Here is a 24,456-nt window from a genome sequence, read left to right on the forward strand (position 1 = left end):
CCTTGTACCCCCCATCTCCCCAAAACAGCGAGTTATTGTGGGTGGGGTATTGCCGTGGGTGGCTCTGCGGCGCGGGCGGCCCGCCCGGCCCCCCGCGCCGCCAGCCGGCGAGCCCTGCGGCGAGGTCGCGGTCGGCGGCGATGCGGGCGGCCAGCTCGGCCGCGGCGCGGGCGCGTTCGTCCTGGCGGGTCCGGATGATGTCGCGTTCCGCGGCGGCGGCGTCGGCGTCGTACAGCGCGGGATTCGGGCGGACGAGCAGGACCCGTTCCCCGTCGATCACCGGGTCGGCGTCGGTGAGAAGCTCCTCGACGCCGCCGATGGCCACGACGCTGTCGGGTAGCAGCGCCGCGGCGGCCAGCGCCTCCCGGACCCGGGCAAGCCCTGTGCGGTCGGTGACGACGACGCCGTCGGCGAGATGGGGGCGGGCCCGCAGGACACGTTCGCGGTCGCGCGCCGGCACGGCGTGGGCGAGGTGGGACCATCCGGCGACGGCCGCGATTCCGGCCGCTCGCAGGGCCTCGACGGCCGCGGCCACCTCGTCGCGCGGCGGGCGCAGGCCGGCGCCGCCGAGCGCGGCGAGCAACCGCCGGTCGGCGTCGGCGGCCAGCGACAGGTCGAGCTGGCGCGCCTCGGCGGCGGCGATCGCCTCCGTCAGCCGCCGCGCCCCGGCCTCCGCGACGGCGTCCAACTCGGCCGCGCTGTCAACGTCCTCCGCGCTGTCAACGTCCTCCGCGCTCTCCGTGTCTGTCGCGCCGTCAGCGTTCGACGCGCCGTCAGCGTCCGTCCTGGTGTCAGCCTCCGCCCTGCGGTCAGCGTCCGCCGTGTTGTCCAGCTCCGCCGTGTTGTCCAGCTCCGCCGTGTTGTCCGGGTCGGTCCGGCTGTCCGGCTGTGCGGCCCTGGACGGCTGTGCGGCGCCGCCCTGAGCTGCGTCATCGATCTCGTCGCGAGAGCGGGGGGTGCCGAGCAGGGCGGTCAGACGGCCGTCGGCGAGTAGTGCCGACGCCTCCGCCCGGGCGGTCGCGAGCTGTGCACGGGGCCGGTCCAGCATGGCGCGGGCGGCGGCGACCCGCTGCTCGGCGGCACGAGGCGCCACGTCGACGAGATGGCGGTCCTGGGCGTGGGTGGCGCGAGCGAGTGCCTCGCGCACGGCCGCGGCGGCCTGGTCGGCGGCGGCCGCGGCCTGGCGTGCCTGAGCGGCGACATCCGAGCCGCCGGCGCCGGGGGCGAGCAGGCCGTCGCGGACGGCCGCGGCGAGGGCGTCGCGTGCCTCGTCACGCCGCTGGCGCAGGGACTGCTCCTGGGCGCGGGCGGCGGCCGCGTCGTCGCTGGCGCGCCGGTCGGCCGCCTCGGCGGTGGTCGCGGAGCGCTCGTGCCGTTCGGCGTCGGCCTCGGCCTGCCGGGCCGCCTCGGCGGAGGCCGCGGCGAGGCGGCGCAGGCCGGTCAGCAGGGCGCGGGCGGCGCCGTCCCGGTCGGCCATCGCGGGTGCCGCGACGTCCTCGGCGTCGGCGACGAGCCGGGCGAGCCGAACCGCCTCGGCGGACGCGGCGGCGAGGCGCAACACGTGCTCGGTCGCCCGCCAGGCGTCGATCTCGGCACCGGCCGCGGCGGCGGCCGCGACCAGACGGTCCCGGTCCTCCTCGGCCGCCTCCACGCGCAGCTCGGCGATCCGGCGGCGCAGGGCGAGCACGTTGCCGTGGCGGGCCGCCCGCATCCGGTCGGCGTCCCGTTCCGCGCCGCGGGCCGCGTCGGCCTGGGCGGCGAGCCCGGACAGGGCCGCGTCGTCGCGCCGAACCCGGGCCCGCAGACCGGCGAGCAGTTCGGTGGCGCGGGTCCGGGCCGCACCGTGCTCGGCGCCGGCGGCCGACCGCCGTCGCACCGCTGCCACCAGTGGTTCCAGTCGTTCCAGCGCACCGGCGACGAACGCCCGCTCGGCGTCGAGCGCGGCCCGTTCCGCGAGCCGGGTCGCGTAGCCGTCGACGACATCGGCGACACCCTCGGGGTCCTCCGGCGCGGTGACGGCGCGCAGCAGGAAGTCGACGAACTGCTCGTCGCTGCCGAACGAGAACGCCTCCGCGGCTTCACCCTCGCCGGCGTTCATCGCCCGCTGGTAGCGGAACAGCTCCGGGTCGAGGCCGAGGGCGTCGACGTGCTCGCTCCACGCGCCCTGATGGGTCTCCCAGGTCAGGCCGAGGGACGGGTCGGCGGCGTGGGCGTCGTGCAGGCGGGCGCGCAGCCCGGCGAGGGTGACCTGGCGACCCTGCGCGGTGAACGGCAGCGACGTGATCTCCAGCCCGCCGCCGGGGCGTAGCGAATACCAGGCCTCGGACAGCCGGCCGGCGTCCGCGCCGGCGCGCCCGCGCCACTCGCTGACCTTGCCGGTCACGAGCCGCTGCCCGGTGACCGCGTGCTGCCACTCGCAGACCACCTGGCCGCAGTCACCGGGCAGCACGAAGTTGTCCAGGACCCGGCCGTTGGACGTGCCGACGACCTGCCGCCGCCCCGGCAGCACCACCGAGAAGATCAGCCTGATCAGGACGCTCTTGCCGCCGCCGTTCTCGAGGAACAGCACGGTCGCGGGGGACGGGCGGCGGGGCCGGGCCGGCGCCTCGCCCGCCGCGCCGCCACCGCTGCCCGGTGACGCGGTGGTCGCGGGCGCGAACAGGGCGTCCTGGCGCGGCCCGGTGACCTCGGCGCCGACGCCGGACAGGTCCAGCGTCACGTCGGCGAAGCGCGCGCCCGGCGGGCCGATCGCGTGCAGCCGCACCCGACACAGCTCATACATCGGCGGCCACCCGCGCCGACGGGACCTGGGCGGCCGGCGCGTCCAGCAGCACCGGCTCGTCGACGACGACCCGCACCGTCCCGGCGCCGTCGGTGACGGTGACCACGCCCAGCGCCAGCAGCTCCTCGAAGGCGGCGTCCGCGGCCAGCTCCCGGACCTGGACCTGGTAGCGCGGCGTCGTGCGGAACGTGCCGCCGGCGTCGTCGCCGACGAGGACGAGGCAGCCCGCGTCGACGAGGACGTTCATCGCCCGGGCGACGATGCCGGTGGTGGAGCCGGAGAGACGGCGCGCGTCGCGGGTCGTGCCCGTCGACGCGCGCCGGGCGTACAGCCGCCAGGCGGCCTCCAGCTGCGGGGCGTCGAGTGGCGGGTCGACGGTGAGGTCCTCGCCGGCGGCGCGCTCGGCGAGCAGCCGGCACGTCTCGCGGACGAACGCGTCGACGCCGTGCACGCTGACCCGCCCCACGTAGGAGGCGTCGGTGAGGTCGGCGGGCCGCGGGTAGGCGAGCGCGGCGACGGCGAGCTGGGCGAGGGCGTGCAGCAGCCGGTCGGCGGCCCGGTGCTCCCCGCCGGCACGGCGCGCGTAGTCGCCCAGACGCATGGCGAACGCCGAGTCCTCGGCACCGGCCGGCACGATGCCGGCACGTTCGGAGACGTCCAGCACGACCAGGCCGAGGCCGTCGGCGACCGCCCGGGTCAGCGCGGCGAACTCGCTGTCGCGCAGGTAGCGCCGGACGAGGTCGCGGTAGTCGACGTCACGCGCCGGCACCAGCCGGGGCCGCAGCCCGAACGACAGCAGCCGCGCGGCCTCCCGAGCCGCCTCCCGCGCCGCCTCGTGGTCCACTCGCCGCTCCTGCGTCACCGCCGCCTCCTTCCCGCCGAACCGTTCACGCTCCCGCCGCCGGCTCCGTCCTCGTCGCCACCCGCGCCGGCCCCTGCGTCCGCTCCGATCCCTGCGCCTGCGCCAGCCGCTGCGTCCGCTCCAGCGTCTGCGTCCGCTCCAGCGTCTGCGTCCGCTCCAGCGTCTGCGTCCGCTCCAGCGTCTGCGTCCGCTTCGGCCTCGGCTTCGTCGGCCTCGGGGACGGTGACGAGGCGGGCGCGGCCGACGAGCAGGTCCGCGCCGCCGAACTCCGGGTCGTCGAGCACGGTGCCGTCGTCGACGGCGACCGTGAGCGTCTCGTCCCCGGCCTGTCGGGACGCGGCGACGCGCGGGCTCACCGCGTGCAGTGCGAGCAGCGCCACCAGGTCGGCGACGTCCCGCTCGTCGGCCCGGCGGGCCTCGGCGAGCAGCGCGGACAGCCGGCGGGGCGCGCCCGGGTCGAGATCGAGCAGCCGCAGGGCGCCCGACCAGGTCTCGTCGTCGAAACGAGGCGGCTCGGCGAGGTCCACCAGCTCCGCCTCGACGACCTCGGCTCCGAGCGTGTCCCGCTCGACCGGCGGGCGCAGCAGCAGGTCGACGAGGTCGAGGATCCGCGGCGTCCGCGGGGTGCGCACGCCGACCGCGCCCGGGAAGAACGCGGCGGCGGGGCGCTCGGCGTCACCGGCGGGCAGCGTCAGCGTCGGCACCAGCAGCTGGGCGTGCAGGTCGAGGCCGCCGCGGGACGGTGCGGTGGCGAACTGCTGGCGGTCCTGCTCGGCGCGGAACACCGCGCCCGCCTCCAGCAGCCGGGCCTGCAGCTGGGTGTGCCGGCGGATGCAGTCGCCGACGATCGTCACCAGGTCGGCGGCCTGGCGCTTGTGATCGGGATCGTCGGCGGAGTCGCGGTAGCGGCGGATGTGCGTGAGGATCGCGTTCTCGTAGCGGTAGCGCTGCTCGACGTGGGCCAACGCCTCGTCGACGAGGGCGGGCATGGCCTCCAGCCAGTCGACCGCGAGCACGTTGCGCCGGGTCGCGTCGAGCTGGCGGCGCAGCTGCTCGGCGTACTGGACGGTGCGGTAGCGGGCCGCCTCGGCGGCGGCGCGGGCGTCGGCCAGGCGGCCTCGGCGGATAAGCGTGTCCAGCGCCACCTCGGCGGCGATCTGCGCCGAGGTGATGTCGGTGTCGAGCGCGCCGACCAGGACGGTGACCGCCTCGTCGGTGGCGCGCAGGTAGATCTCGCCGTGCGGGTCGGCGAGCTCGACGAGCAGCTTGAAGTCGAAGCGGCGGCGCTCGTAACGGCCGTCGGCGTGCAGCGTGCCGTAACCGGCGTCGAACCCGCGGTTGACGTTGCCGACGTTGATGAGGCTGTGCAGCACCCAGGCGGCGACCCGCTCGTGCTCGGCGGCGGGCCGTCCCGGAGCCTGGGCGGCGGCGAGCGGCACGAGCCGGCGCAGCACCTGGTCGTGGTCGGCGCCGCGGTCGAAGTCCATCGCCACGGTGACGAGGTCGATGGCGTGCAGGCCGAGTTCGGCCATCGCGTAGACGGTGAGGTCCGCGCCGTCGAGGTGCGCCTTGCGCGCGTCGAGGTCGTGCAGGGGGCCGGTGAGCGCGAGCGCCTTGAGCCGGCGCACCATCCCGACGTCGCCGACGAGACCGACCGCGGACGGCGGCCGGTCGACGGGCGACACGGGTTCGATCATCCCGCCGACTGTAGTGGCCGACGGTGCGACGGCCCGCGCCCACCTGCCCGCGGGCGCCCGCCGCCACCCCCGGCCGAAGGCCCGAGAGCTGGCCGCGGCCGGTGGGCTGGCGGCATTTCAGTGCACTGTTTGCCGAGTCGCGCGGAGGGGGAGGCGGCCTCGTCGGCGGTGTCGGAGGGAGCGCGGCGAGCGTGGACGCGGCCGCCGCGAGCCGTGCCGACCTCGCCCGGAGGGGGAGGGCCCGACGAGGTCGCGGCGGGATGTCCGGCGACGAACGCGCCGGTTGCACGGTATTTGGACGCCGACATCCGCCGTGTGCCGCCGCCGCGCGCGGGGCTGTCCGGGTGTCCGTCGGCGGCGGGCGGCGACCTGTGTCTCCGGCCACCCGGCCGCTCGCCGGCGATGATCCGCGCCGACTGGTGGGTATTCTCAAACCGATTCCGGCGCCGGCGGGGCGTCGCCACACGGCCCGGCCGTCGGCGGCCCACCCTGACCCAGCGGGAGGAAGCAGCGTGACCACCTCCGAGCTCGGACGCATCCCCGGTCCGCCCCAGCAGCGCACCGGCGACAGCCCGCCGCCCGCCTCCCCACCGGCCACCGCACCACCATCCACCGCACTACCATCCGCCCCGCCGACGGCGGCCCTGCCGACGGCTGCCGCGCCGGCGGGCGTGCGGCCGGCGCAGCGTTGGCGGCGGCCGTTGCCGCCGGTGGAGCGGGTCCGGCCAGGGCTGTGGAGCCTGCCGATCCCGCTGCCGTTCGCCCGGCCGTCCTACACCCTGATGTACGTCATCGAGTCACTCGACGGGCCGTACCTCATCGACGCAGGTTGGGACTGGGACGAGGCGTTCGCCGCGCTCGAGGACGGCCTCGCCCTGATCGGCACGTCCGTGCCCGAGGTCCGCGGGGTGCTCGTCACCCACGCCCACCTCGACCACTACGGCATGGCCGCCCGCATCCGCGCCGCATCCGGCGCCTGGGTCTCGCTGCACCCGCTCGATGACGACCTGCTCGCCCGCGCGCGCCACGGCCTCGCCGACCGGCTGTCCGACGTCCTCGACGGCGCCGGCGTGCCCGGCGACATCGCCGAGCGCCTGCTCACCGCCGAGCACCTTGCCCCCCACTCGCTGCCGCGCCCCGACATCCTGCTCGAGGACGGCGACCAGCCCGACATCCCCGGCTGGGAGCTGCGCACCCTGTGGACGCCGGGCCACTCGCCCGGCCACGTGAACTTCTGGGAACCGGCGCACCGTCTGCTGCTGTCCGGCGACCACGTCCTGCCGACCACCGCCGTCGGCACCCCTGTGCCGGACGACCTCAACCCCGACCCGCTCGGCGACCACCTGCGCTCCCTCGCCCGGCTGCGCGGCCTCGACGCCACCGAGGTGCTGCCCGCCCACGAGCACCGCTTCACCGACCTCGAAGGTCGCCTCGACGCCCTCGAGACCCACCACCGCGGCCGTCTCGACGAGGTGGTCGAGGGCCTGCGTGCCGGCGCCACCACCGTCTGGGAGCTCGCCGCCTTCATCACCTGGCACCGCCCCCTGCGCAACCTGCGCGGCGTCGCCCTCCAGAACGCCGTCACCGACACCATCGCCTGCCTCACCACCCTCGCCACCACCGGCACCGCCCACGTCACCCGCGGCCACCCCGACCACTGGCACCTCACCACCCCCTGACCCGTCGAAGCGACGCCCGCCCCATCAGGCCGTCGCCGGCCCGGCATCAACCGGCTCGGGCTCGCTGCGATCACTCAGGTGGCAGTCGCACGGGCGGCCGCGGACGCCGTCTTCGGCAATGCGGAATCGACCTCTGGCGGTGAAGGACTGGGACACCGAAAAGATCGCCGCTAAAGCCGCGTGTCGAGTTGTGATCTCCCGGCCCGCCCTCGTATGGACGTGCTCACTGTCGCGAGCCCGCCCGCCGCCCACCGTGGCCCGTGGCCACTGCTGGCCGCAGGTGGCCACGGCCCCGGCAAGGCCCGATTTCTACGGAGAGTTACGCAGACCGAACAAGTGCGTTGACCGCGAGCCGGCATCGCCACCGTCGCGCCTCCTGTTTCATCTCAGGCCGGCTTGAGGTGAAACAGTACGGCTCCCGATCGGTGACGGCGACCACGAGGAGGCGGAGCATGGGCGACGTGGGGGAGACCGGTGGTCAGAAGGCGCTGTGGAACAGGGCTGCGGGGCGTGGCTGGGTGCGGGCGCAGGATCTGCTCGACCGGATGTACCGGCCCTTCGAGGAACTGATCGTCGAGATCGTCGGTCCCAGTGCCCAGGTGCTTGACGTCGGTTGCGGCCCGGGCACCACGACCCTCGCCGCCGCTCGTCGGGCGGGCCCCGCGGGACGCTGCGTCGGCATCGACATCGCCGAGCCGATGATCGCGGCGGCCAGCGCCCGCGTTGATGAGAAAGGCGGGACGGCGGTGGACGCGGAGAAGTCCGCCGGCAGCGCACCGGTGCGGTTTCTGCTGGCCGATGCCGCGAGCCACGAGTTTTCGACCGCCGAGTTCGACGCGGTCATCTCGCGGTTCGGCGTCATGTTCTTCGACGATCCCGTGGATGCGTTCACCCGTCTGCGGCGCGCGACGCGGGAGGGTGGCCGCCTGCGGTTCGTCGCCTGGCGCGACCCGGCGGAGAACCCGTTCCTCACCGCGGCCGAGCACGCCGCCGCGCCACTCCTGCCGGCGCTGTCGCCACGCGTCGCGAACGCACCCGGCCCGTTCGCCTTCGCGGCGCGTGACCAGACCCGCCGCCTTCTCGCGGACAGTGGCTGGACCGACATCGCTATCCGCCCGATCGATGTTCCGTGCACCCTCGACGAGGAGGAGCTGGAACAGTACGTCACCCTGATCGGCCCCGTCGGCCGGACACTCCCCGAGCTCGGCGAGGACACCCGCGCGAAGGTCGTCGACACGGCCCTTGCCGCTTTCGACCCCTACCGCCTGAACGACCGGATCCGCTACACCGCCGCCTGCTGGCAGGTAGACGCCTCCGCGCCCTGAGCGTCTATCACGCCCGCCAGAGGAAACGGCGATTCACGCTCGTCGCCGATAGCGCCGGGTGGGGCTGTTGGGTGGAGCGGTGGCTTCGACCTGACCTGTGGCTATCAGCTTGTTGAGAATCTTCGTCACGCTGCTCCGCGCACCCCCTGTCGCGGCCTGCAACTCCTCGCGGCTGGCGGAGTCAGAGGTGTTCAGCGTGTGGAGGATCCGGTCGGTCAGGCTGCCAGCAGCGGGGACCGTCGTCCGCAGGCCGGCCGCGGTCGCGGTGGTCTTCCCAGCACCCGTCTCGACGAGCGGAGGCAGGTCGACGGGAGGAAGACCGCCGGCCAGGCGATATGTTCCGTCGTCACGGGCCTTGCGCGGGCGCAGCAGGCCGAGCTCGTGGAGCTGGTGGAGCTGGCGCCGTGCCGCTGCGGCGTCGAGTCCGAGTCTGCGCAGCAAGGCCTCGTCCACGTCACGCCCGTGGCACGCGAGAGCGAGGGCGCCGACCGCGAGCAACCCCGCGAGCGACGGCACGAGCCGCTCGCCGTGCGGCACGAGAACACCAAGGCGGGTAAGCGCGTCGGATTCATTCAGCCCAGCGAATGCCCGCGGCGAGTTGCGTGCGGCCGCCTCGACGAGCCGAAGGACGGCTCTCCGGTCAAGATCCTCCACGCTGGCCTGCGTGACCGCCTCCTCATCCCAGCGCGGCTGGCCGGCGTTCTCTCGCAGACGGTCGATCTCATAGGCCGTCAGCCGCTGGTCGCCGTCACCAGCCCGGGCGAACGCGCCGTTGTACAGGCCCCTTGCCGTCACGTAGCACGGTCGCTGCGCGGGCGGCAGCGGTTCGACCTCGACGACCACCAGCGTCGTGCCCTCGAACGGCACGACCTCAACGCTCTGGGTCAGCGCGGGCGTCAGCGCCGCCGCACGGCGAGCTCGCGGGCGGTCCAGGTTGTCGGGATGGCGACGGGGCGGTGGCGGGATGTTCCGGGCGTCGCGATCGGTACTAGGGTGTGGCCATGTCGTCGGTTTCGCTGTCCAAGGGCGGGAACGTCTCGCTGAGCAAGGTCGCTCCGAACCTCACCGCCGTGACGGTGGGGCTCGGGTGGAAGGTGCGTCAGACCAGCGGTGCCGACTACGACCTGGACGCCAGCGCCATCGTCGTGAGCGAGGCCGGGCGGGTGCTCTCCGACGGCTTCTTCATCTTCTTCAACAACCTCGTGAGCCCGGATGGCTCGGTGAAGCACCTCGGCGACAACCTCGTCGGCGGCGGGGGTGGCGATGACGAGCAGATCACCGTCGACCTGGGCACCCTCACCCCGCAGGCGTCCAAGGTCGTCTTCACCGTGTCGATCTACGACGCCGACTCGCGCCGCCAGACCTTCGGCCAGGTCCGCGACGCCTTCATCCGCGTCACCGACTCGACGACCGGCGCCGAGGTCGCCCGCTACGACCTCACCGAGGACGCCTCCACCGAGACGGCGATGATCTTCGGCGAGCTGTACCGCTACGGCGGCGAGTGGAAGTTCCGTGCCGTCGGGCAGGGGTATGCGACCGGCCTGCGCGGCATCGCCCTCGACTTCGGCGTCAACGTCTCCTGAGCATCCCCGCCGCCACGGCGCGCGCCGTGGCGGCGGACCATCCTGGCTCCACGTCAGATGCGGCGCCAGCCGGCGGCGGTACCGCTGCTGCCCGCGCTCGGGATGATCCGGGTGCGGGAGCCGCGCGGCGCGATGACCATGACCCGCACGGTGCGGGTGTTGGCGTCCACCCGGTAGAGGACCCGCCAGGTGCGGGTGATCGCCTCGAACATGCCGACCTGCTCGCCGGGCATCGGCGTGCCGGCTTTGAGGGGGTCGTCGCGCAGCTTGCCGTCGAGGAAGCCGCGCACCTCGGAACGGGTGAGCTCGGCGAGCTTCGCCAGATCCCGCTCGGCGGAGGTGGACAGGGTGACCTCGTGCTTGCTCATCGGCGACCCCTGGGGCGACGGGAGCCGTGCGGCCGTGACCCGCGCCGCGCGGCGACGCCGGAATCCGCGTTGTTCACCCGATGATCCTATGCGTCCCGCGAGGCTCGCGACGGCCCTTCGCGCCCGGCGGGTTCGGCCGGCCTCCCCGCCTGGATGACGCGGCCCGGCCGCGCTGTTGGGAGAGAGCATGCGCTACGGAGACGACGCCACGATCCGCCGGCTGATGACCGACACCGCGGTGTGGGCGGTGGTGGGACTGTCCAACGACACGCGCCGGACGGCCTCCTCGATCGCCGACTACCTGCGCCGCAACGGCAAGCGGGTGGTGCCGGTCCACCCGTCCGCGCCGACGGTCGCGGGGGAACGGGGATACGCGACGCTGGCGGACATCCCGTTCCCCGTGGACGTCGTGGACGTGTTCGTCCGCTCGGAGCTTGCCGGCGCGGTCGTCGATGACGCGGTGAAGATCGGGGCGGGGGGCGTGTGGCTGCAGCTCGGCGTCCGTGACGACGCCGCCGCCGTGCGGGCCGAGGAGGCGGGCCTCGCCGTCGTCATGGACACCTGCCCCGCGATGGAGGCCCCCCGCCTCGGCCTGCCCTGGACCCGCTGACCGCGACGTCTCGACTCGTCATGACCGGAACGGTCGACCGCGAAGTTTCGGCTCGTCATGACGGGACGGTCGACGGCGAAGTTTCGGCTCGTCATGACGGGACGGTCGAGGGCTCCGCGCCCGATATATCCCCCGCGGGCGGTGCGCGGAGGATCTCTCCCCCGCGTACCCGCCCGGGCCGCGCCGTCCGAGCGACCGCTGACAGCGTTGGGGACCCTGATGTCCGGCCGGCGCGCCGGCGCACGCCCGGCGACCTGGCCAGCGGGTCAGCGGCGGTGACGCCGCCGGGCGGGGGCGGCGTCGGGATCGGGATCGGGGCGGCCGGGATCGGGGCGGTCGGGGATGGGGCGGTCGGGGGCATCGCCGGCCGCGCGGGCCGGCTCGAACGGACCGCGCACGGGCGCTGCACCAGGCGCGACGCCAGGATCCGTGAGGTTGCCGGGTCCCGCGCCGCTGCCGGGCCCGGGGCGGGCGCCGCTGCTGGTGCGGGCGTCCGCGTTCGGCGCGGCGTGGCTGCCGAGCCGGGTGCGGCCGTCGGGTCGTCCCTCGCCGTCGGGGTAGCTCTCGGGATAGGTGGCCTGGATCGACTCGTCGGGTTCGCGGCGCGAGCGGCGGACCAGCAGCAGACGGCGCGTCCCCAGTGCCGCGGCGGGCGGGAACAGGACGAGGACGGGCAGCATGTACCGGTAGTCGAAGCAGACGGTGGCCGCGGGCACCACGAGCATCGTCAGGCCGGCGGCGGCGAGCAGGGTGATGTCGGCGCGCAGCCGGCGGTGTTCGAGCGTCTCGTCGCGCCAGCGGCGCCGCGCCGCAGGTCCGCGCACGCCCAGCCTGGGAGCCCGCCGCCGCGCCGGCACCACGATCGCCACGGCCGCGAGCACCAGCAGCCCGGCGAGCACCGGCCCGGGCGTGAACCCGACGCGCTGGTAGGCCCGTAGGTGGCCGGCGGACGGCTCGTTCACGACCCGGGTTGCCCCGGCGTTGTGGAAGGAGAGCAACGGCTCGCTGTTGTGCAGGTAGCGCGGCACGTGCGCGGTGGGGAAGCGCCAGGTGGCGTCCGGCCAGTCGCGCTGGCCGACGGATCGGCCGGGCTTGAAGTAGTGCACGATTTCGCCGCCGACCATCCGGGCGTAGTCGCCGAACTGGTGGCGGATCACCTGGTGGGTGAAGTCGCGCAGCAGTGCTTCCTTCTCGTCGTCGGTGCCGGGCAGCTTCCAGTGCGGGCTGGTGCCGCTCCACACGTAGTAGCTGGGATCGGGCCGCTCGGCGACGGGATGCGCGGAGCACAGGACCAGTTGGGCAGGCTTGAGCCGCAGCCGGTCGCACTCGGCGATCGGTGCCACCCGGCCGTACATCCACACCGCGTCACCGCCGGTGAGGGCATATTTTCCGTGCGCGTCGTGGAACCAGGCGGCGTAGGCGACGAGCGGCACCGCCAGCGCCGCCGCGAAGCCGCCGAAACGCAGCCAGCCGACCCGGCGCACCACCAGGTAGAGCACCGCCAGCACGGCGATCGCCACCCCGATCGTGCGCACCAGACCCGCCGCGGCCAGCAGCAGTCCCGCCCCTACGCACGCCCACGCGGACGGCCGCGGCGACCAGGTCAGCGCCAGCAGCGCCCCGACGAGCAGCACCGCGAACAGCGTCTCGGCCATCACGTAGTGCTCGATGACCAGCTCGTAGGCGTCGAGCAGGATCGGCGCGGCCGCCAGCGCCGCGACCGCAGCGGCGACCCGGCGATGCACCAGCAGCGCGTAGAGGGCGACGCCGAGGGCGAGGCCGGCGACGTGCTGGACGACGGTCACCCACCACAGGTCGCCGGTGAACGACAGCACCCGCAGGAACGCGGGATACCCCGCGGGGCGCATCGGGTCGGGGGAGTGCAGCGTCGCCAGGCGTAGATAGGCGTAGGAGTCCCCGCTGAACTCGAACGCCGGCCGGTAGGCGTACGCGGTGATCGCGCGCAGGACGGCCCCGGCCACGAGGATGACCGCGAACGGCAGATGCCGAACCAACCGCGATCGCCACGAGCGGGACGGCGACGGCGGGTCCGCCCCGAGCGCGGCCCCCAGCAGGACCGGTGCGTCCGGCATCGTCGTGCCCGCGTCCCGGCTCGGCAAGCCGCCGAGACCCGAGCCGCCGAGAGCCGGGTCACCGAGAGCCGAGCCGCCGAGACCCGAACCGCCGAGAGCCGAACCGCCGAGAGCCGAACCGCCGAGACCCGGGTCGTCCATACCCAGATCAGTCAGGTCGGGGTCACCGAGGACCGGGCCGCGGAGATCCGGATGGCCGAGGTCCGGGTAGGTGGCCGGGTCCTGCTCGCGGGCTGGCTCCCGCTCATCGCCGCCGTCGGGGGGCGGGGCCTCGTGCCTGCCCAGGACGACCATCGTGCCTGCCCGCCGTTCGTCAGAACCCGACGGCCTCGGCCGGGTGGTCCGGTGACTCGGGGTGATCCGGTCTGTCGGAGCGATCCGACCGGTCCGGCCGCTCGGAGCGCGCCTGTTTCTCATAGTGCATCGTCACCAGCGGGGTGCCGTCGGCGGGGTCGTCCGGCGTCGATCTCGCGGGGCCGGGGCGGGCGGTGGAGCGCTGGTGCTCGCCGCTCGGGCCGGCGGTGAGCAGCCGCAGGAAGAACGAGCCGAAGGCGGTCTGGGCGCCGAGCACCATCAGCGTCATCGCGAGCAGAGCGGGGCGCATCTCGTTGAGCGGCCCCAGGTCGTTCGCGAGCCAGCGCGCGAGCACGACGACGTCGACGACGAACCCGACGGCGAACGCCCCCGCGCCGAGCGCCAGTCCGCGCTCGAGGGTGAACAACCTGTGGATCTGCGGCAGCGGCCAGCGGCGCCGCTCCTGCCAGCCGACCGCGTGGTTGTGCACGTCGGCGCACACGCCGAGCAGCACCAGCTGCCAGCCCAGCAGCGCCATCAGCGCGAACAGGACCGAGAAGTGCAGGTCCAGCCGGTGGAACCCGACGTTGAGCGAGCCGGGCAGCAGCACCGCCTGGCCGACGAGGCCCAGCGCCAGCAGCACCAGGCCCGGCAGGACGAACAGGTGGCGCGGCGCGAGCAGCAGCATGAACCGCAGGTGGCGCCAGCCGTCGCGCAGCGAGTGCAGCTTCGAGTCACCCACCCGCGGGTGGTAGGTGATCGGCACCTCCTCGATGCGCAGCCCGGCCCGCCCGGCGGCGATGACGATCTCGCTCGCCAGCTCCATGCCCTCGCAGCGCAGCCGCATCCGCAGGTACGCCTCGCGGCTGAAGGCCCGCATGCCCGAGTGGGCGTCGGAGGAGCGCACGTCGAACAGGTGGTTGAGGATGCCGGTCAGCACCGGATTGCCGACGTAGCGGTGCAGCCACGGCATCGCGCCGGGCAGGATCCGCCCGGCGAAACGCGAGCCGAGGACGTAGTCGGCCCGGCCCGCGCGCAGCGGTGCCAGCAGCGCGGACAGGTCCGAGAAGTCGTAGGTGTCGTCGGCGTCGCCCATGACGATCAGGCGGCCGTGGGCGGCGGCGAACCCGGCGAGGTAGGCGTTGCCGTAGCCGCGGCGCGTCTCGTGCACGACCCGGGCGCCGGCCTCTTCGGCGATCTTCGCGGAGTCGTCGGTCGAGCCGTTGTCGACGACGACCACCTCGCCGACCGCGCCGGCACTGGCCAGGCCCGCCAGTGCCTTGCGCACGCAGAGGCCGACCGAGTCGGCCTCGTTGAGGCAGGGCATCACGACCGAGACCTCGAGCACCCGGCTCGCGCCAGTGCCCGTGGCACTCGTGGCACTCGTGGCACCCTCCATCGTCCGTACCCCCTCCATGGCCGGGCGGCGCCGACGCGAGCCAGTCTGACGGCCGGTGCCACGCATCGCTCGGCCACAGCCCCGTAACCTACCGATCTGCTCCGCCGGACCCGCTACCAGGTATCTCGTTGCGGACACCCTGTGGTCTGTCCCCGACGGGCCGATCGTGCTCCTGTGTGCCCGGGTGCTGGTCAGCGTCGGTTGCGTCCCGGACCGCGGGTGTGGCGCGGCAGACACGCCAACCCCGTCACGCGCGCCTCGGTGTGACGCTTCTTACGAGGAGGCGTAACGTCTGGTGCCCGTGCAAGGTGTTCGTGTTTCAGACGAGGCGCAGGCGCCCATGGTGCCGAGCGACGACCCAGAACCCTCCTCCACCTACGCGGGCCCACGTCCGGTGCCGCCACCGCGGCGCGGCTGCCCGCACTCGCCGCCCTGCCCCACGGCGGACAGCGCGGACCGGGACGCGGCCCGGGTCGCCAGCCAGCACTGGGACCAGGGCTGGAGCCTGCTGTGCAATGGGGTGATCCTGTTCGAGGACACCGGCGAGATCCTGCCGACCGGCCGGACGATCGAACCTCGCCGGACGCTGCCGCGGGCGGCCTGCGTGCCCCGGCCGCCGGCACCGCGCCGTGCCAGCGGCGCACCCGTCACGGTCTGACGGCCCCCTGCCCGGGTCGCCGGTCCACACCGCCTGGGCTGTGACGTTCGCCCGGAATGATCCGGCGGCCCTCCGGATGGGTACGGTGCCGGCGTGGCGGCGAGAGCGGCGGGCAGGCACCCGAGGCGAGTGACCATGACGCGGGCGGACGGGACGGTCGGCCGGCAGGTCCGCGTGCTCATGCGCCGCGACATCGCGCTGGGCCGGACGTTCGTCCACGCCTTCACCCGGGCGGACCGCTCGCTGTTCACGGCGCTGGCGGGGGGACGCCCGCTGCTCGACCCGGTGCTGCCCCGGCTGTCCCACGCCGCCGACCACGGCCTGCTGTGGTGGGGCGTGGCGGGCGCGCTGGGGGCGACGCGGGGACGGCGCCGCCCGGCGGCCGCCCGCGGGCTGCTCGCGCTCGGCGCGGCCAGCCTGCTCGCCAACGGCCCGGCCAAGCTGGTGTTCCGCCGTGACCGGCCGCCGACGCACACCATCCCGCCGCTGCGGCGGCTTCGTCGCGACCTGACGACGTTCTCGTTCCCCTCCGGGCACGCGGCCTCCGCCGCCGCCTTCGCGACCGGTGTCGCCCTCGACGCGCCCGGCGCCGCCGTGCCGGTGGCCGCGCTCGCCGCCACCATCGCCTTCTCCCGGGTGTACGTCGGGGTGCACTATCCCGGTGATGTGCTGGCAGGCGTCCTGCTGGGGGTCGGCGCGGGCCTGCTCACGACGAAGGTGATGCCGCGCCGGCCGTGGTCGCCGGCCCGGGCGGCCCCGGCGTCGGCCTGGGCGCCGGCGCTGCCCTACGGCGACGGCCTGACCGTCGTGGTCAACACCCGATCCGGGGCCGGTCACCACGCGGAGCTGCTCGCGGTGCTGCGCGCCGACCTGCCGAAGGCCCGCGTCGTCGAGGTCGGGCCGGCGGACGATCTGGACACGGCCCTCGCCGAGGCGGCGTCGTCGTCGCGGGTGCTCGGCATCGCCGGCGGCGACGGCAGCATCAACACCGCCGCCCAGGTCGCGCTGGCCCACGGGCTGCCGCTCGCGGTCTTCCCCGCCGGCACCCTCAACCACTTCGCCGCCGACCTGGGGCTCGCCGGCGCCGGCGACTCGGTGCACGCGCTGCGGGAGGGGTCGGCGGTGGCCGTCGACCTCGGCCGGGCCGACGGGATCTCGGCGTCGTTCGACCGGTTCTCCCGGCTCTTCGTGAACACCGCCAGCCTCGGCGGCTACCCGGACATGGTGGCCGTGCGGGAGAAGTTCGAGCGGCGCATCGGCAAGTGGCCGGCGATGGTCATCGCCCTGTGCTGGGTGCTGCGCCACGAACCGCCGTTCGAGGTGCGCATCGACGACGAGCGCCGGCGGGTCTGGCTGATCTTCGTCGGGAACGGCGTCTACCATCCCGACGGCTTCGCGCCGACCTACCGCTGCCGGCTCGACGAGAGCCGCCTGGACCTGCGGGTGGTCGACGCGGACGCGCCGCTGGCCAGGCTGCGCCTCGTCGGCGCGGTGCTGACCGGCCGGCTCGGGCGCAGCCGCGTCTACGAGCAGCGCACCGTGGAACGGGTGCTGATCTCCTCCGAGCAGCCCGGGGCGCTCCCGTTCGCCTGCGACGGCGAGGTCACCGAGGGCGTCGAGCGGATCGTGGTCGCCCCGAGCGGCGCCCGGCTGGTCGTCTACCGCCCCCGGGCCTGACCCGCGGGCCTGACCGCCGGCCGCCGTGCCGGGCGGGTGCCGGCTCAGCCGCCGCGGTGCTGCAGCGGGATGAGGGTGTGCAGGGGGCGGGTGAGCTGGGTGAACTGGTCGCCGTCGAGAAGGTCCTCGACGAGCAGCGCGCAGGCCAGGTCCGCGCACAGCTCCATCACCCGGTGGTCCTCGCTGGAGTCGGTGGCGGCGCGCGTGCCGCGGCAGTCCGGGCACAGCCGCCAGAAACCCTCGGCGGCGCTGCGGCGCACCAGCGTCCAGACCCGGCGACGGCCGGTCACCACGGCGCTCGCGAACGCGGCGTCCATGGCCTGCTGGTGGGCGGAGTCGTCCCGGGTCAGCGCGCTGACCAGCAGCCCGTCGAAGACCTCCAGGCTGTCCGGGTCGTGGCAGCGGCCGGCGAGTACGGGCAGCGCGGCCAGCACCCGCTTGACGTCCGCCGCCGCGGGCCCCAGGTCGGGCTCGTGCGAGCGGGCCCGCGGGTAGACCGCCCGCCACGGGCGCATGAGCGCCGCGTACTCGGCGCGGCCGAGGATCGGCCGGGCGTAGGACGCGGCGACCGCGTCGCGCATCGCCCGCAGCGCCGTGGCCGCCACCGACGGCTCGACGGTGACGTAGTCCGCGCCGGCGAGGTCGTCCGCGTAGATCGCGCTCAGCGCGTCGAACGCGGCGAGCACTTCGACGATCAGCGGCGAGTCCGGCGCCAGCGCCTTGTCCCGGGCGGCGGCCAGGTAGCCGGAGTTGCGCCAGGCGGCGGCCAGCGCGCCGAGCTCGGCGTCGGTGGTGTGCACCAGCTGGGCGAGGATGCCGAGGATGCCGCGCAGGTTGGGATGTTCCTCCAGCCGCTCGATGCGGCGGGCCCGCAGGATCATGCCGACCGCCCGTCCCCGGCGGGCGCGACCGCGCGCCTGGATCGCCGCGGGGTCACCGCGCGCCCGCCCGTCCGCGGCGCGGCTGGTGCCGCCGCGGGTGTGGGGGTCGTCGTGACACCGTTCACCTCGTCCTCCTCGACCGTCGCGGCGTGCGCCGGGCAGCCGTCGTCCGTTTCCGTGCGCGCGGGCGGCGTGACGGGGAGCCCTGCGTGGTCCCGGGTGCCAGGTGGACCACACGCTGAAGCTCTCCGACACGGTAGCTGTGCGGGGCGGCGCGCGGGGTCCGCGGCGCCGTCACCGGGCGCACGACGGCGTACTCCGCGTCGCCGATCTCCCGATGTCACCTCCGTGAGACTAGTGTTTGCCGACCCGATGTGGAACTCGTTGTGCCATGCGGCGGGGCATGACGGTGCTGGCACCGGAGTGCCGGTGACCAGGCAGGACGGTTCGGCATCGCGGGTTCGGGCGGGTGTGTGCGTCGGTACGTGGCGGGCGCTGGGGCGCCGGGTGACGGTGGTGGCGGGGCGTGCCGCGACGCCGCCGGACCGGCGCGGTCCCATTGCGGGGGTCGCGGGGCCGGTGACGCGGTGCACCCTGCTGGTGGGACCTCCGGGCGGGTGGAAGCCGGGGGTGGTATTGGCCGCAATGGTGGCCGATGGTGGTCCCCTGCCCGGGTGGGACTGCTGCCGAGCGGCGTCCCGAGCCCGCCCGGGACGCGCCCACGTCCGGGTGGTGGCGCGGTCGTGGCAGCGTTCTGGCAGCCTCGCGACCCTTCGTGCCAGTTGCATGGGGACAAATCGGGCGCGACGCGTGGTGTTCCTGGCGCAGCGCCGCCTTCCCCCGCACACGCTTCCCACCCACGGGAAGTCCGCCCCATAGCCGGCCTTCCGACCAGCCGGAAGGAGCGGGAGATCGCACGCTTCCGGGAGCGGGCGCGTCCTCCTGGCGGGACCGCGCCGTGACAGGCGACCGGGCGTCAGGTGTCCGTGAACGGGTCGGGCCCGGACCGTGCGGCCGGGAATGGCCGTCGGTCCGGGCCCGCGGAGGGAGGAACGGTGCGCGGGCGGGACGGGCAGGCTAGCTGGCGTCCTCGATGCTCTGGCGGGCGTCGGTGTCGTCGCGCAGGCCGAAGCGGCGGATCGCGTCCTCGACCGTGCTGGCCTTCACCTCACCGGCGCGGACCAGGGCCTCCAGTGTGGCGATCACGATCGACTCGGCGTCGACCTTGAAGTGCCGGCGCAGTGCCAGCCGGGTGTCGGAGCGGCCGTAGCCGTCGGTGCCGAGCGAGGCGAACGGCTGCGGTACCCAGCGGGAGATCTGGTCGGGTACGGCGCGCATCCAGTCGGACACGGCGACGACGGGGCCGGGGGCGCCGTCGAGGATCCGGGTCACATACGGGACCGCACCGGCGGCCTCCGGGGCGAGCAGGGTCTCCCGGTCCCGTTCCAGCGCCTCGCGGCGCAGCTCGTTCCACGACGTCACCGACCAGACGTCGGCCGCGACGCCGAAGTCGGCCGCGAGGATCTCCTGGGCGGCCAGCGCCCAGTGGATCGCCGTGCCGCTGGCGAGCAGCTGCGCCCGGGGCGCCGCCGCTGCCGCGGCACCCCCGTCGCCGCCGACCCCGCCAGCCGCACCCGCGGCGGGCGCCCCGCCGGGGAGTCCCTCGGCGGGCCGGAACCGGTACATGCCGGCGATGATCTGCGCCGGGTCGAGGCCCTCGGGCTCCGCCGGCTGGGGGACGGGCTCGTTGTAGACGGTGAGGTAGTAGAAGACGTTCTCGTCGCGCTCGCCGTACATCCGGTCGAGCGCGTCGCGGACGATGTGCGACACCTCGAAGGCGAACGCCGGGTCGTAGGCGACGCAGGCCGGGTTCGTCGAGGCGAGCAGCAGCGAGTGGCCGTCCTGGTGCTGCAGGCCCTCGCCGTTGAGCGTGGTCCGCCCGGCGGTGGCGCCGAGCAGGAAGCCGCGGCCAAGCTGGTCGCCGAGCGCCCACATCTGGTCGCCGGTGCGCTGGAACCCGAACATCGAGTAGAAGACGTAGACCGGGATCATGTGCTGCGCGTGGGTGGCGTAGGCCGTCCCCGCGGCCATCACCGAGCCCATGCTGCCGGCCTCGCTGATGCCCTCGTGCAGCATCTGGCCCTGCTCGGACTCCTGGTAGGAGAGCAGCAGCTCACGGTCGACGGCCTCGTAGCGCTGCCCGTGCGGCGAGTAGATCTTCGCCGTCGGGAACATCGCGTCCATGCCGAAGGTGCGCGCCTCGTCCGGGATGACCGGGACGAACCGGGCGCCCATCTCCTTGGTCTTCATCAGGTCCTTGAGCAGCCGGACGAACGCCATCGTCGTGGCCACCGGCTGCTTGCCGGACCCGCGGCGCAGCTCGTCGAAGATCTTCGCCGGCGGCTGCGTGAGCGGCTTGGCGCGCACGACCCGGCGCGGCATCGAGCCGCCGAGCGCGGCCCGGCGCTCGCGCATGTACTGGATCTCCTCGGAGTCCGGCCCCGGGTGGTAGTAGGGGGGCAGGTCGCCGGACAGCGCCGAGTCCGGGATCTCCAGGTAGAGCCGGTCGCGGAACTCCTTGAGCTCGGCCTTGGTGAGCTTCTTCATCTGGTGAGTGGCGTTACGGGCCTCGAAGTCCTTGCCGAGAGTCCAGCCCTTGATGGTGTGCGCGAGGATCACCGTCGGCTGGCCGGCGTGCTCGGTGGCCGCCTTGTAGGCCGCGTACAGCTTGCGGTAGTCGTGGCCGCCGCGGGACAGCTTGCGCAGGTCGTCGTCGGCCAGGTCGGCGACCATGCGGCGCAGCCGGGCGTCGGCGCCGAAGAAGTGCTCGCGGATGTAGTCGCCCGACGAGGTGGAATACGTCTGGAACTGCCCGTCCGGGGTGGTGTTCATCCGGTGGACGAGGACGCCGTCGGTGTCCTTGGCCAGCAGCGGGTCCCAGTCACGGCCCCAGACGACCTTGACGACGTTCCAGCCGGCGCCGCGGAACAGCGACTCCAGCTCCTGCATGATCTTGCCGTTGCCGCGGACCGGGCCGTCGAGGCGCTGCAGGTTGCAGTTCACCACGAAGATCAGGTTGTCGAGCTCCTCGCGGGCGGCAACGCCGAGCGCGCCGATCGACTCCGGCTCGTCCATCTCGCCGTCGCCGAGGAAGGCCCAGACCCGGCTGTTCGAGGTGTCCTTGATCTGCCGGTTGAGCAGGTAGCGGTTGAACCGCGCCTGGTAGATCGCGTCGATCGGGCCGAGGCCCATCGACACGGTCGGGAACTCCCAGAAGTCCGGCATGAGCCGCGGGTGCGGATAGGACGACAATCCGCCCGGCTCGCCCTCCCGGCGGAAGGCGTCGAGCTCGCGCTCGGAGAGCCGGCCCTCCAGGAACGCGCGGGCGTAGATGCCGGGGGAGGCGTGACCCTGAATGAAGATCTGGTCACCGGAGGCACTTCCAGGGGAGGAGCTGAGGTGATCCTTGCCGCGGAAGAAATGGTTGAATCCGACCTCGTACAGGCTCGCGCTCGAGGCGTAGGTGGCGATGTGGCCGCCGACGTTGAACTCGGGCCGGTTGGCGCGGCTCACCATGATGGCCGCGTTCCACCGGATGTATGCCCGGATGCGCCGTTCGACGTGCTCGTCCCCGGGGAACCAGGGCTCGCGCTCCGGCGGGATGGTGTTGATGTAGTCCGTGCTGGTGAGTCCGGGGACGCCGACGGCCTTCTCCCGGGCTCGTTCGAGGAGCTTCAGCATGAGGAACCGGGCCCGGCCGCGCCCCGACTCCTCGATGACCGCGTCGAGTGATTCCAGCCACTCGCTGGTCTCCGCGGGGTCGATGTCGGGAAGCTGGCTCGGCAGCCCATCGGTGATGACCGAGAAACTCCGGGATGTGTCCTGCGCCACGCCTTCTCCTGCTCCTCAGGCTGTCGTCGCCGCCGACACCATGCGAAAAGGTCCTTTTCGCATGGTCCGTCAACCTATGTGTCACGTCTCGTGTACGCGGATGCGGTGCCCGCATGATCGATGCATCACCGCGTTCCTGGCCGCTCATCCTTCGCGGTGGACCGGCCGGCTCCCGGGGCCCGGGGATGGTCGCCGCCGCGCGGACGCGCGTCCTGGTTCCATCGTGCTCCGTCCGCGCGACGTCGTCACGTACGCCCCGGTTACTTTCGAGTAGTCAATCGGGCGATGCGGGTGGCGTTGTTGACATGTCGTCCGCGCCGCCGCCGCGTCCGGCCCTGTGACTGGTAGACAATCAGCGATGATGGACACCCGGATGAAGACCACCACGTTGTCCGTGCGTACCGGTCACGAGGAGCGGGTGGTCGACCTCACTCCCGATGCGGCGGGTTTCGTCGCGGACGGCGGTGACGGTCTGTTGTCAATCTTCGTACCCCACGCGACCGCCGGGCTGGCCATCCTCGAACTGGGCTCCGGCAGCGATGCCGACCTGCTCGCGTCGCTCGCCCACCTCCTCCCCGCCGACGACCGCTGGCGGCACGCCCACGGCTCGCGCGGTCACGGCCGCTCCCACGTGCTGCCCGCGCTGATCCCGCCCTCGCTGACCGTCCCGGTGCTCGGCGGCCGGCTCACGCTCGGCACCTGGCAGTCCATCGCGCTGGTCGATCTCAACGTGGACAACCCGGACCGAACCGTCCGGCTGACCTTCCTGCCGGGGTGAATGCCGCCGCCCTGGTCGGGATGAACGGGGCCCGTCGCGGGTACCTGGCCACAGTCGTCGCACGTTGACCACGGTGTCGTCGGTCCACAACCGACGGCGTGGCACTTGCGCAGCCACCGGGAGGTCCGGTGGACTAGGTCGAGACGCGTCACGTGATGGACACCATCGCGGGGTGCGTCGACGCCAAAACGGGACGTCCCCGCGACACACGCGGGACGCCGAACACACGAGCAGGAGGTAGCGCAGGGTGAGTCCGACCGCGGCGAACGCCGAGGGTCAACGCCGGGCGGAACGACTGGGAGTCTCCGCCGGGACCCAGGTGCAGTCGCTCAACGAGGACGACGACATCGCCCAGGACCTGCTGGACGCGATCACCAGCGCCAGCGGTACCGAGCTGGTCCCCGAGGACTCCGACGACGTCGTCGACGTCGTGCTGCTGTGGTGGCGCGAGGACGACGGGGACCTGGCCAACGCGCTCATCGACGCGCGGCGGCAGCTGTCCGACGATGGTGTGATCTGGCTGCTGACGCCGAAGGCGGGCCGAGACGGCCATGTCGCGCCGAGTGATGTGCTGGACGCGGTGCCCACCGCGGGTCTCGTCCAGACCAGCACGCTCAGCGTCGCGCAGGAGTGGTCCGGGCAGCGGCTGGCGGCGCCGAAGTCGCAGCGCGCGCGCCACCGCTGACGTCGGGTGCTCGCGCCGGTTCGGGGTGCCGGCGCGCCGTGCTCGCGTGCGCCGGGTGACATGTCTCGCCGCCCGATCGGGGGAGACGGCGGGCAGCGCCCTGGCGCCCTGCCGTGCTGTCCAGCTGCCGCTGAGCCGGCCTCAGGCCGGGCTCAGCGGCTTCAGCGGTACAGCGGGACCTGCTGGCCTTCCACGGCGCCCTGATAGCGGTCCCAGAGCCGGTTGAGCTCCAGCTGGAGGTACAGCGGCCCGAAGCCGACCAGGAACAGCACGAACGCCAGCCCGGCGTTGATCTCGGGGACCCCGGCGGCGTGCTGGGCGGCGCGGGTGCGGGTGCCCAGCCGCCAGGCGGCGACGAACGGCGGGACGATCAGCACCCAGCCGATCAGGAACGCCAGCAGGGACAGAGTCGGGTTGACCTGGATACGCCGGTCGTATTCGGCCAGCTCCCGGTTCGTCTTGTAAATCCAGACGAAGGGGTAGATCCCCAGGGTGATCAGCGGGAGCCCGAGCCAGACGGCGAGGGGGTTCCGGTGCTTGCCGAGGACCCCCGATCCGCCCAGGTCCTCCGGGGAACCCGATGGCCCGGACGGGCCAGGGGTGCCGTAGTCGGGGGTCGCGGGATAGCCTTGCTCGGGCGCCGGCCCCGACAGCGACTCGCGAAACGCGTAGATCGGGAAGCCGCCGGTGGAGGTGCCCGGTCCGTCGATCGGATGGGGCTCGGGCTGCGGAGGGTAGCCGCGCTGCTCCGGGTAGCCCTGCTGGGGCTGGTGCTCGTCCGGGCGCTGGGGCTGGCCCGAATACGGGGGCTGGCCGGAATACGGGGGCTGGCCGGAATACGGGGGCTGGTCGGCATACGGGGATTGGTCGGCGTACCCGTGCGACTGCGGGTAGCGTCGCGGGTCAGGGTGGCCCTGCGGGGTCGCGCTCTGGTTGGTCAACGTGGTCCTGCCCTCGTCGGTGTCCATGCCTGTGGCGCACGCGGAGCACGCACCGTGTTACGCGCATGTCCGGCCGACGGCTCCCGCGTCGATCGGCCAGACTAGGCCAGTCTGGCCCATGAAACTCGAACACCCGCCGTATCGGTGGCCCCGGACCGTGAAAGTCACCGTCCGTAGGGATTCGTGGCCGGGACGGTGCCGCCGCCGATCGCGGGACGGGTGGGCCGTTGTGGGCCACTCCGCGGGCGACCGG

Annotated in this window: 17 protein-coding genes and 1 pseudogene; 8 read left to right on the plus strand and 10 right to left on the minus strand. The window is 73.9% G+C overall.

Annotated features, from left to right (window positions below; translation table 11 throughout):
* The 3 genes and pseudogenes from AC6EXY_RS22610 to AC6EXY_RS22620 form a co-directional block, all read right to left on the minus strand.
* Window positions 1-2,782: pseudogene (locus tag AC6EXY_RS22610) on the minus strand (hypothetical protein); the annotation flags it as partial.
* Window positions 2,775-3,644, minus strand: coding sequence for a hypothetical protein (locus AC6EXY_RS22615; protein ID WP_101830259.1), 870 nt, complete (start codon window positions 3,642-3,644; stop codon window positions 2,775-2,777). The pseudogene AC6EXY_RS22610 and the gene AC6EXY_RS22615, both read right to left, overlap by 8 nt.
* The gene (locus AC6EXY_RS22620) at window positions 3,641-5,275 is read right to left on the minus strand and encodes a hypothetical protein (RefSeq protein ID WP_499842402.1); all 1,635 of its coding nucleotides are present in this window, start codon (window positions 5,273-5,275) and stop codon (window positions 3,641-3,643) included. The genes AC6EXY_RS22615 and AC6EXY_RS22620 overlap by 4 nt, the downstream gene beginning before the upstream one ends.
* 578 nt (window positions 5,276-5,853) lie before the next feature.
* On the opposite strand from AC6EXY_RS22620, the gene AC6EXY_RS22625 reads away from it, so the two are divergent.
* Entirely contained in the window at window positions 5,854-7,020 is a 1,167-nt protein-coding gene (locus tag AC6EXY_RS22625; protein ID WP_243407176.1) for an MBL fold metallo-hydrolase, read from the plus strand.
* 452 nt (window positions 7,021-7,472) lie between these two features.
* The gene (locus AC6EXY_RS22630; protein ID WP_101830261.1) at window positions 7,473-8,345 is read left to right on the plus strand and encodes a class I SAM-dependent methyltransferase; all 873 of its coding nucleotides are present in this window, start codon (window positions 7,473-7,475) and stop codon (window positions 8,343-8,345) included.
* A gap of 33 nt (window positions 8,346-8,378) precedes the next feature.
* Here AC6EXY_RS22630 and AC6EXY_RS22635 read toward each other — a convergent pair whose 3' ends face one another.
* On the minus strand, window positions 8,379-9,212 hold the full coding sequence (locus AC6EXY_RS22635; RefSeq protein WP_101830262.1) for a hypothetical protein: 834 nt from the start codon (window positions 9,210-9,212) through the stop codon (window positions 8,379-8,381).
* Window positions 9,213-9,346: 134 nt separating this feature from the next.
* Here AC6EXY_RS22635 and AC6EXY_RS22640 point away from each other — a divergent pair, with 134 nt between their 5' ends.
* Window positions 9,347-9,928, plus strand: a complete 582-nt coding sequence (locus AC6EXY_RS22640; RefSeq protein WP_101830263.1) for a TerD family protein — start codon at window positions 9,347-9,349, stop codon at window positions 9,926-9,928.
* A gap of 53 nt (window positions 9,929-9,981) precedes the next feature.
* Here the strand turns inward: AC6EXY_RS22640 and AC6EXY_RS22645 are convergent, their stop codons facing one another.
* A complete protein-coding gene (locus AC6EXY_RS22645) occupies window positions 9,982-10,296 on the minus strand; it encodes a type II toxin-antitoxin system RelE family toxin (RefSeq protein WP_101830264.1) in 315 nt (104 codons plus the stop codon).
* Between the two features lie 187 nt (window positions 10,297-10,483).
* On the opposite strand from AC6EXY_RS22645, the gene AC6EXY_RS22650 reads away from it, so the two are divergent.
* Window positions 10,484-10,906: a CoA-binding protein gene (locus tag AC6EXY_RS22650; protein WP_101830265.1), complete on the plus strand. Its 423-nt coding sequence runs from the start codon at window positions 10,484-10,486 to the stop codon at window positions 10,904-10,906.
* Between the two features lie 266 nt (window positions 10,907-11,172).
* Here AC6EXY_RS22650 and AC6EXY_RS22655 read toward each other — a convergent pair whose 3' ends face one another.
* Complete coding sequence (locus AC6EXY_RS22655; RefSeq protein WP_499818096.1) at window positions 11,173-13,293, minus strand: hypothetical protein; 2,121 nt, start codon at window positions 13,291-13,293, stop codon at window positions 11,173-11,175.
* 19 nt (window positions 13,294-13,312) lie between these two features.
* Window positions 13,313-14,692, minus strand: a complete 1,380-nt coding sequence (locus AC6EXY_RS22660; protein ID WP_243407178.1) for a glycosyltransferase family 2 protein — start codon at window positions 14,690-14,692, stop codon at window positions 13,313-13,315.
* Between the two features lie 340 nt (window positions 14,693-15,032).
* On the opposite strand from AC6EXY_RS22660, the gene AC6EXY_RS22665 reads away from it, so the two are divergent.
* Together AC6EXY_RS22665 and AC6EXY_RS22670 are read left to right on the plus strand one after the other, a co-directional pair.
* Window positions 15,033-15,350, plus strand: coding sequence for a DUF5999 family protein (locus tag AC6EXY_RS22665; RefSeq protein ID WP_243407179.1), 318 nt, complete (start codon window positions 15,033-15,035; stop codon window positions 15,348-15,350).
* Window positions 15,351-15,485: 135 nt separating this feature from the next.
* On the plus strand, window positions 15,486-17,027 hold the full coding sequence (locus AC6EXY_RS22670) for a bifunctional phosphatase PAP2/diacylglycerol kinase family protein (RefSeq protein WP_243407180.1): 1,542 nt from the start codon (window positions 15,486-15,488) through the stop codon (window positions 17,025-17,027).
* Window positions 17,028-17,071: 44 nt separating this feature from the next.
* Here AC6EXY_RS22670 and AC6EXY_RS22675 read toward each other — a convergent pair whose 3' ends face one another.
* Window positions 17,072-17,908, minus strand: a complete 837-nt coding sequence (locus AC6EXY_RS22675) for a hypothetical protein (protein WP_101830267.1) — start codon at window positions 17,906-17,908, stop codon at window positions 17,072-17,074.
* 1,077 nt (window positions 17,909-18,985) lie between these two features.
* The gene (gene aceE, locus AC6EXY_RS22680; RefSeq protein WP_101830268.1) at window positions 18,986-21,799 is read right to left on the minus strand and encodes a pyruvate dehydrogenase (acetyl-transferring), homodimeric type; all 2,814 of its coding nucleotides are present in this window, start codon (window positions 21,797-21,799) and stop codon (window positions 18,986-18,988) included.
* A 373-nt stretch (window positions 21,800-22,172) separates the two neighbouring features.
* On the opposite strand from aceE, the gene AC6EXY_RS22685 reads away from it, so the two are divergent.
* Window positions 22,173-22,577 carry a secondary thiamine-phosphate synthase enzyme YjbQ gene (locus AC6EXY_RS22685; RefSeq protein WP_101830269.1) on the plus strand — a complete coding sequence of 135 codons (405 nt, stop codon included), beginning with the start codon at window positions 22,173-22,175 and terminating at the stop codon, window positions 22,575-22,577.
* A 247-nt stretch (window positions 22,578-22,824) separates the two neighbouring features.
* Window positions 22,825-23,262, plus strand: a complete 438-nt coding sequence (locus AC6EXY_RS22690; RefSeq protein ID WP_101830270.1) for a DUF3052 domain-containing protein — start codon at window positions 22,825-22,827, stop codon at window positions 23,260-23,262.
* A 161-nt stretch (window positions 23,263-23,423) separates the two neighbouring features.
* Here AC6EXY_RS22690 and AC6EXY_RS22695 read toward each other — a convergent pair whose 3' ends face one another.
* Window positions 23,424-24,230: a DUF4234 domain-containing protein gene (locus AC6EXY_RS22695; RefSeq protein ID WP_499818097.1), complete on the minus strand. Its 807-nt coding sequence runs from the start codon at window positions 24,228-24,230 to the stop codon at window positions 23,424-23,426.
* Between the last annotated feature and the right edge of the window lie 226 nt (window positions 24,231-24,456).

This window comes from Frankia sp. RB5 (assembly GCF_059816245.1).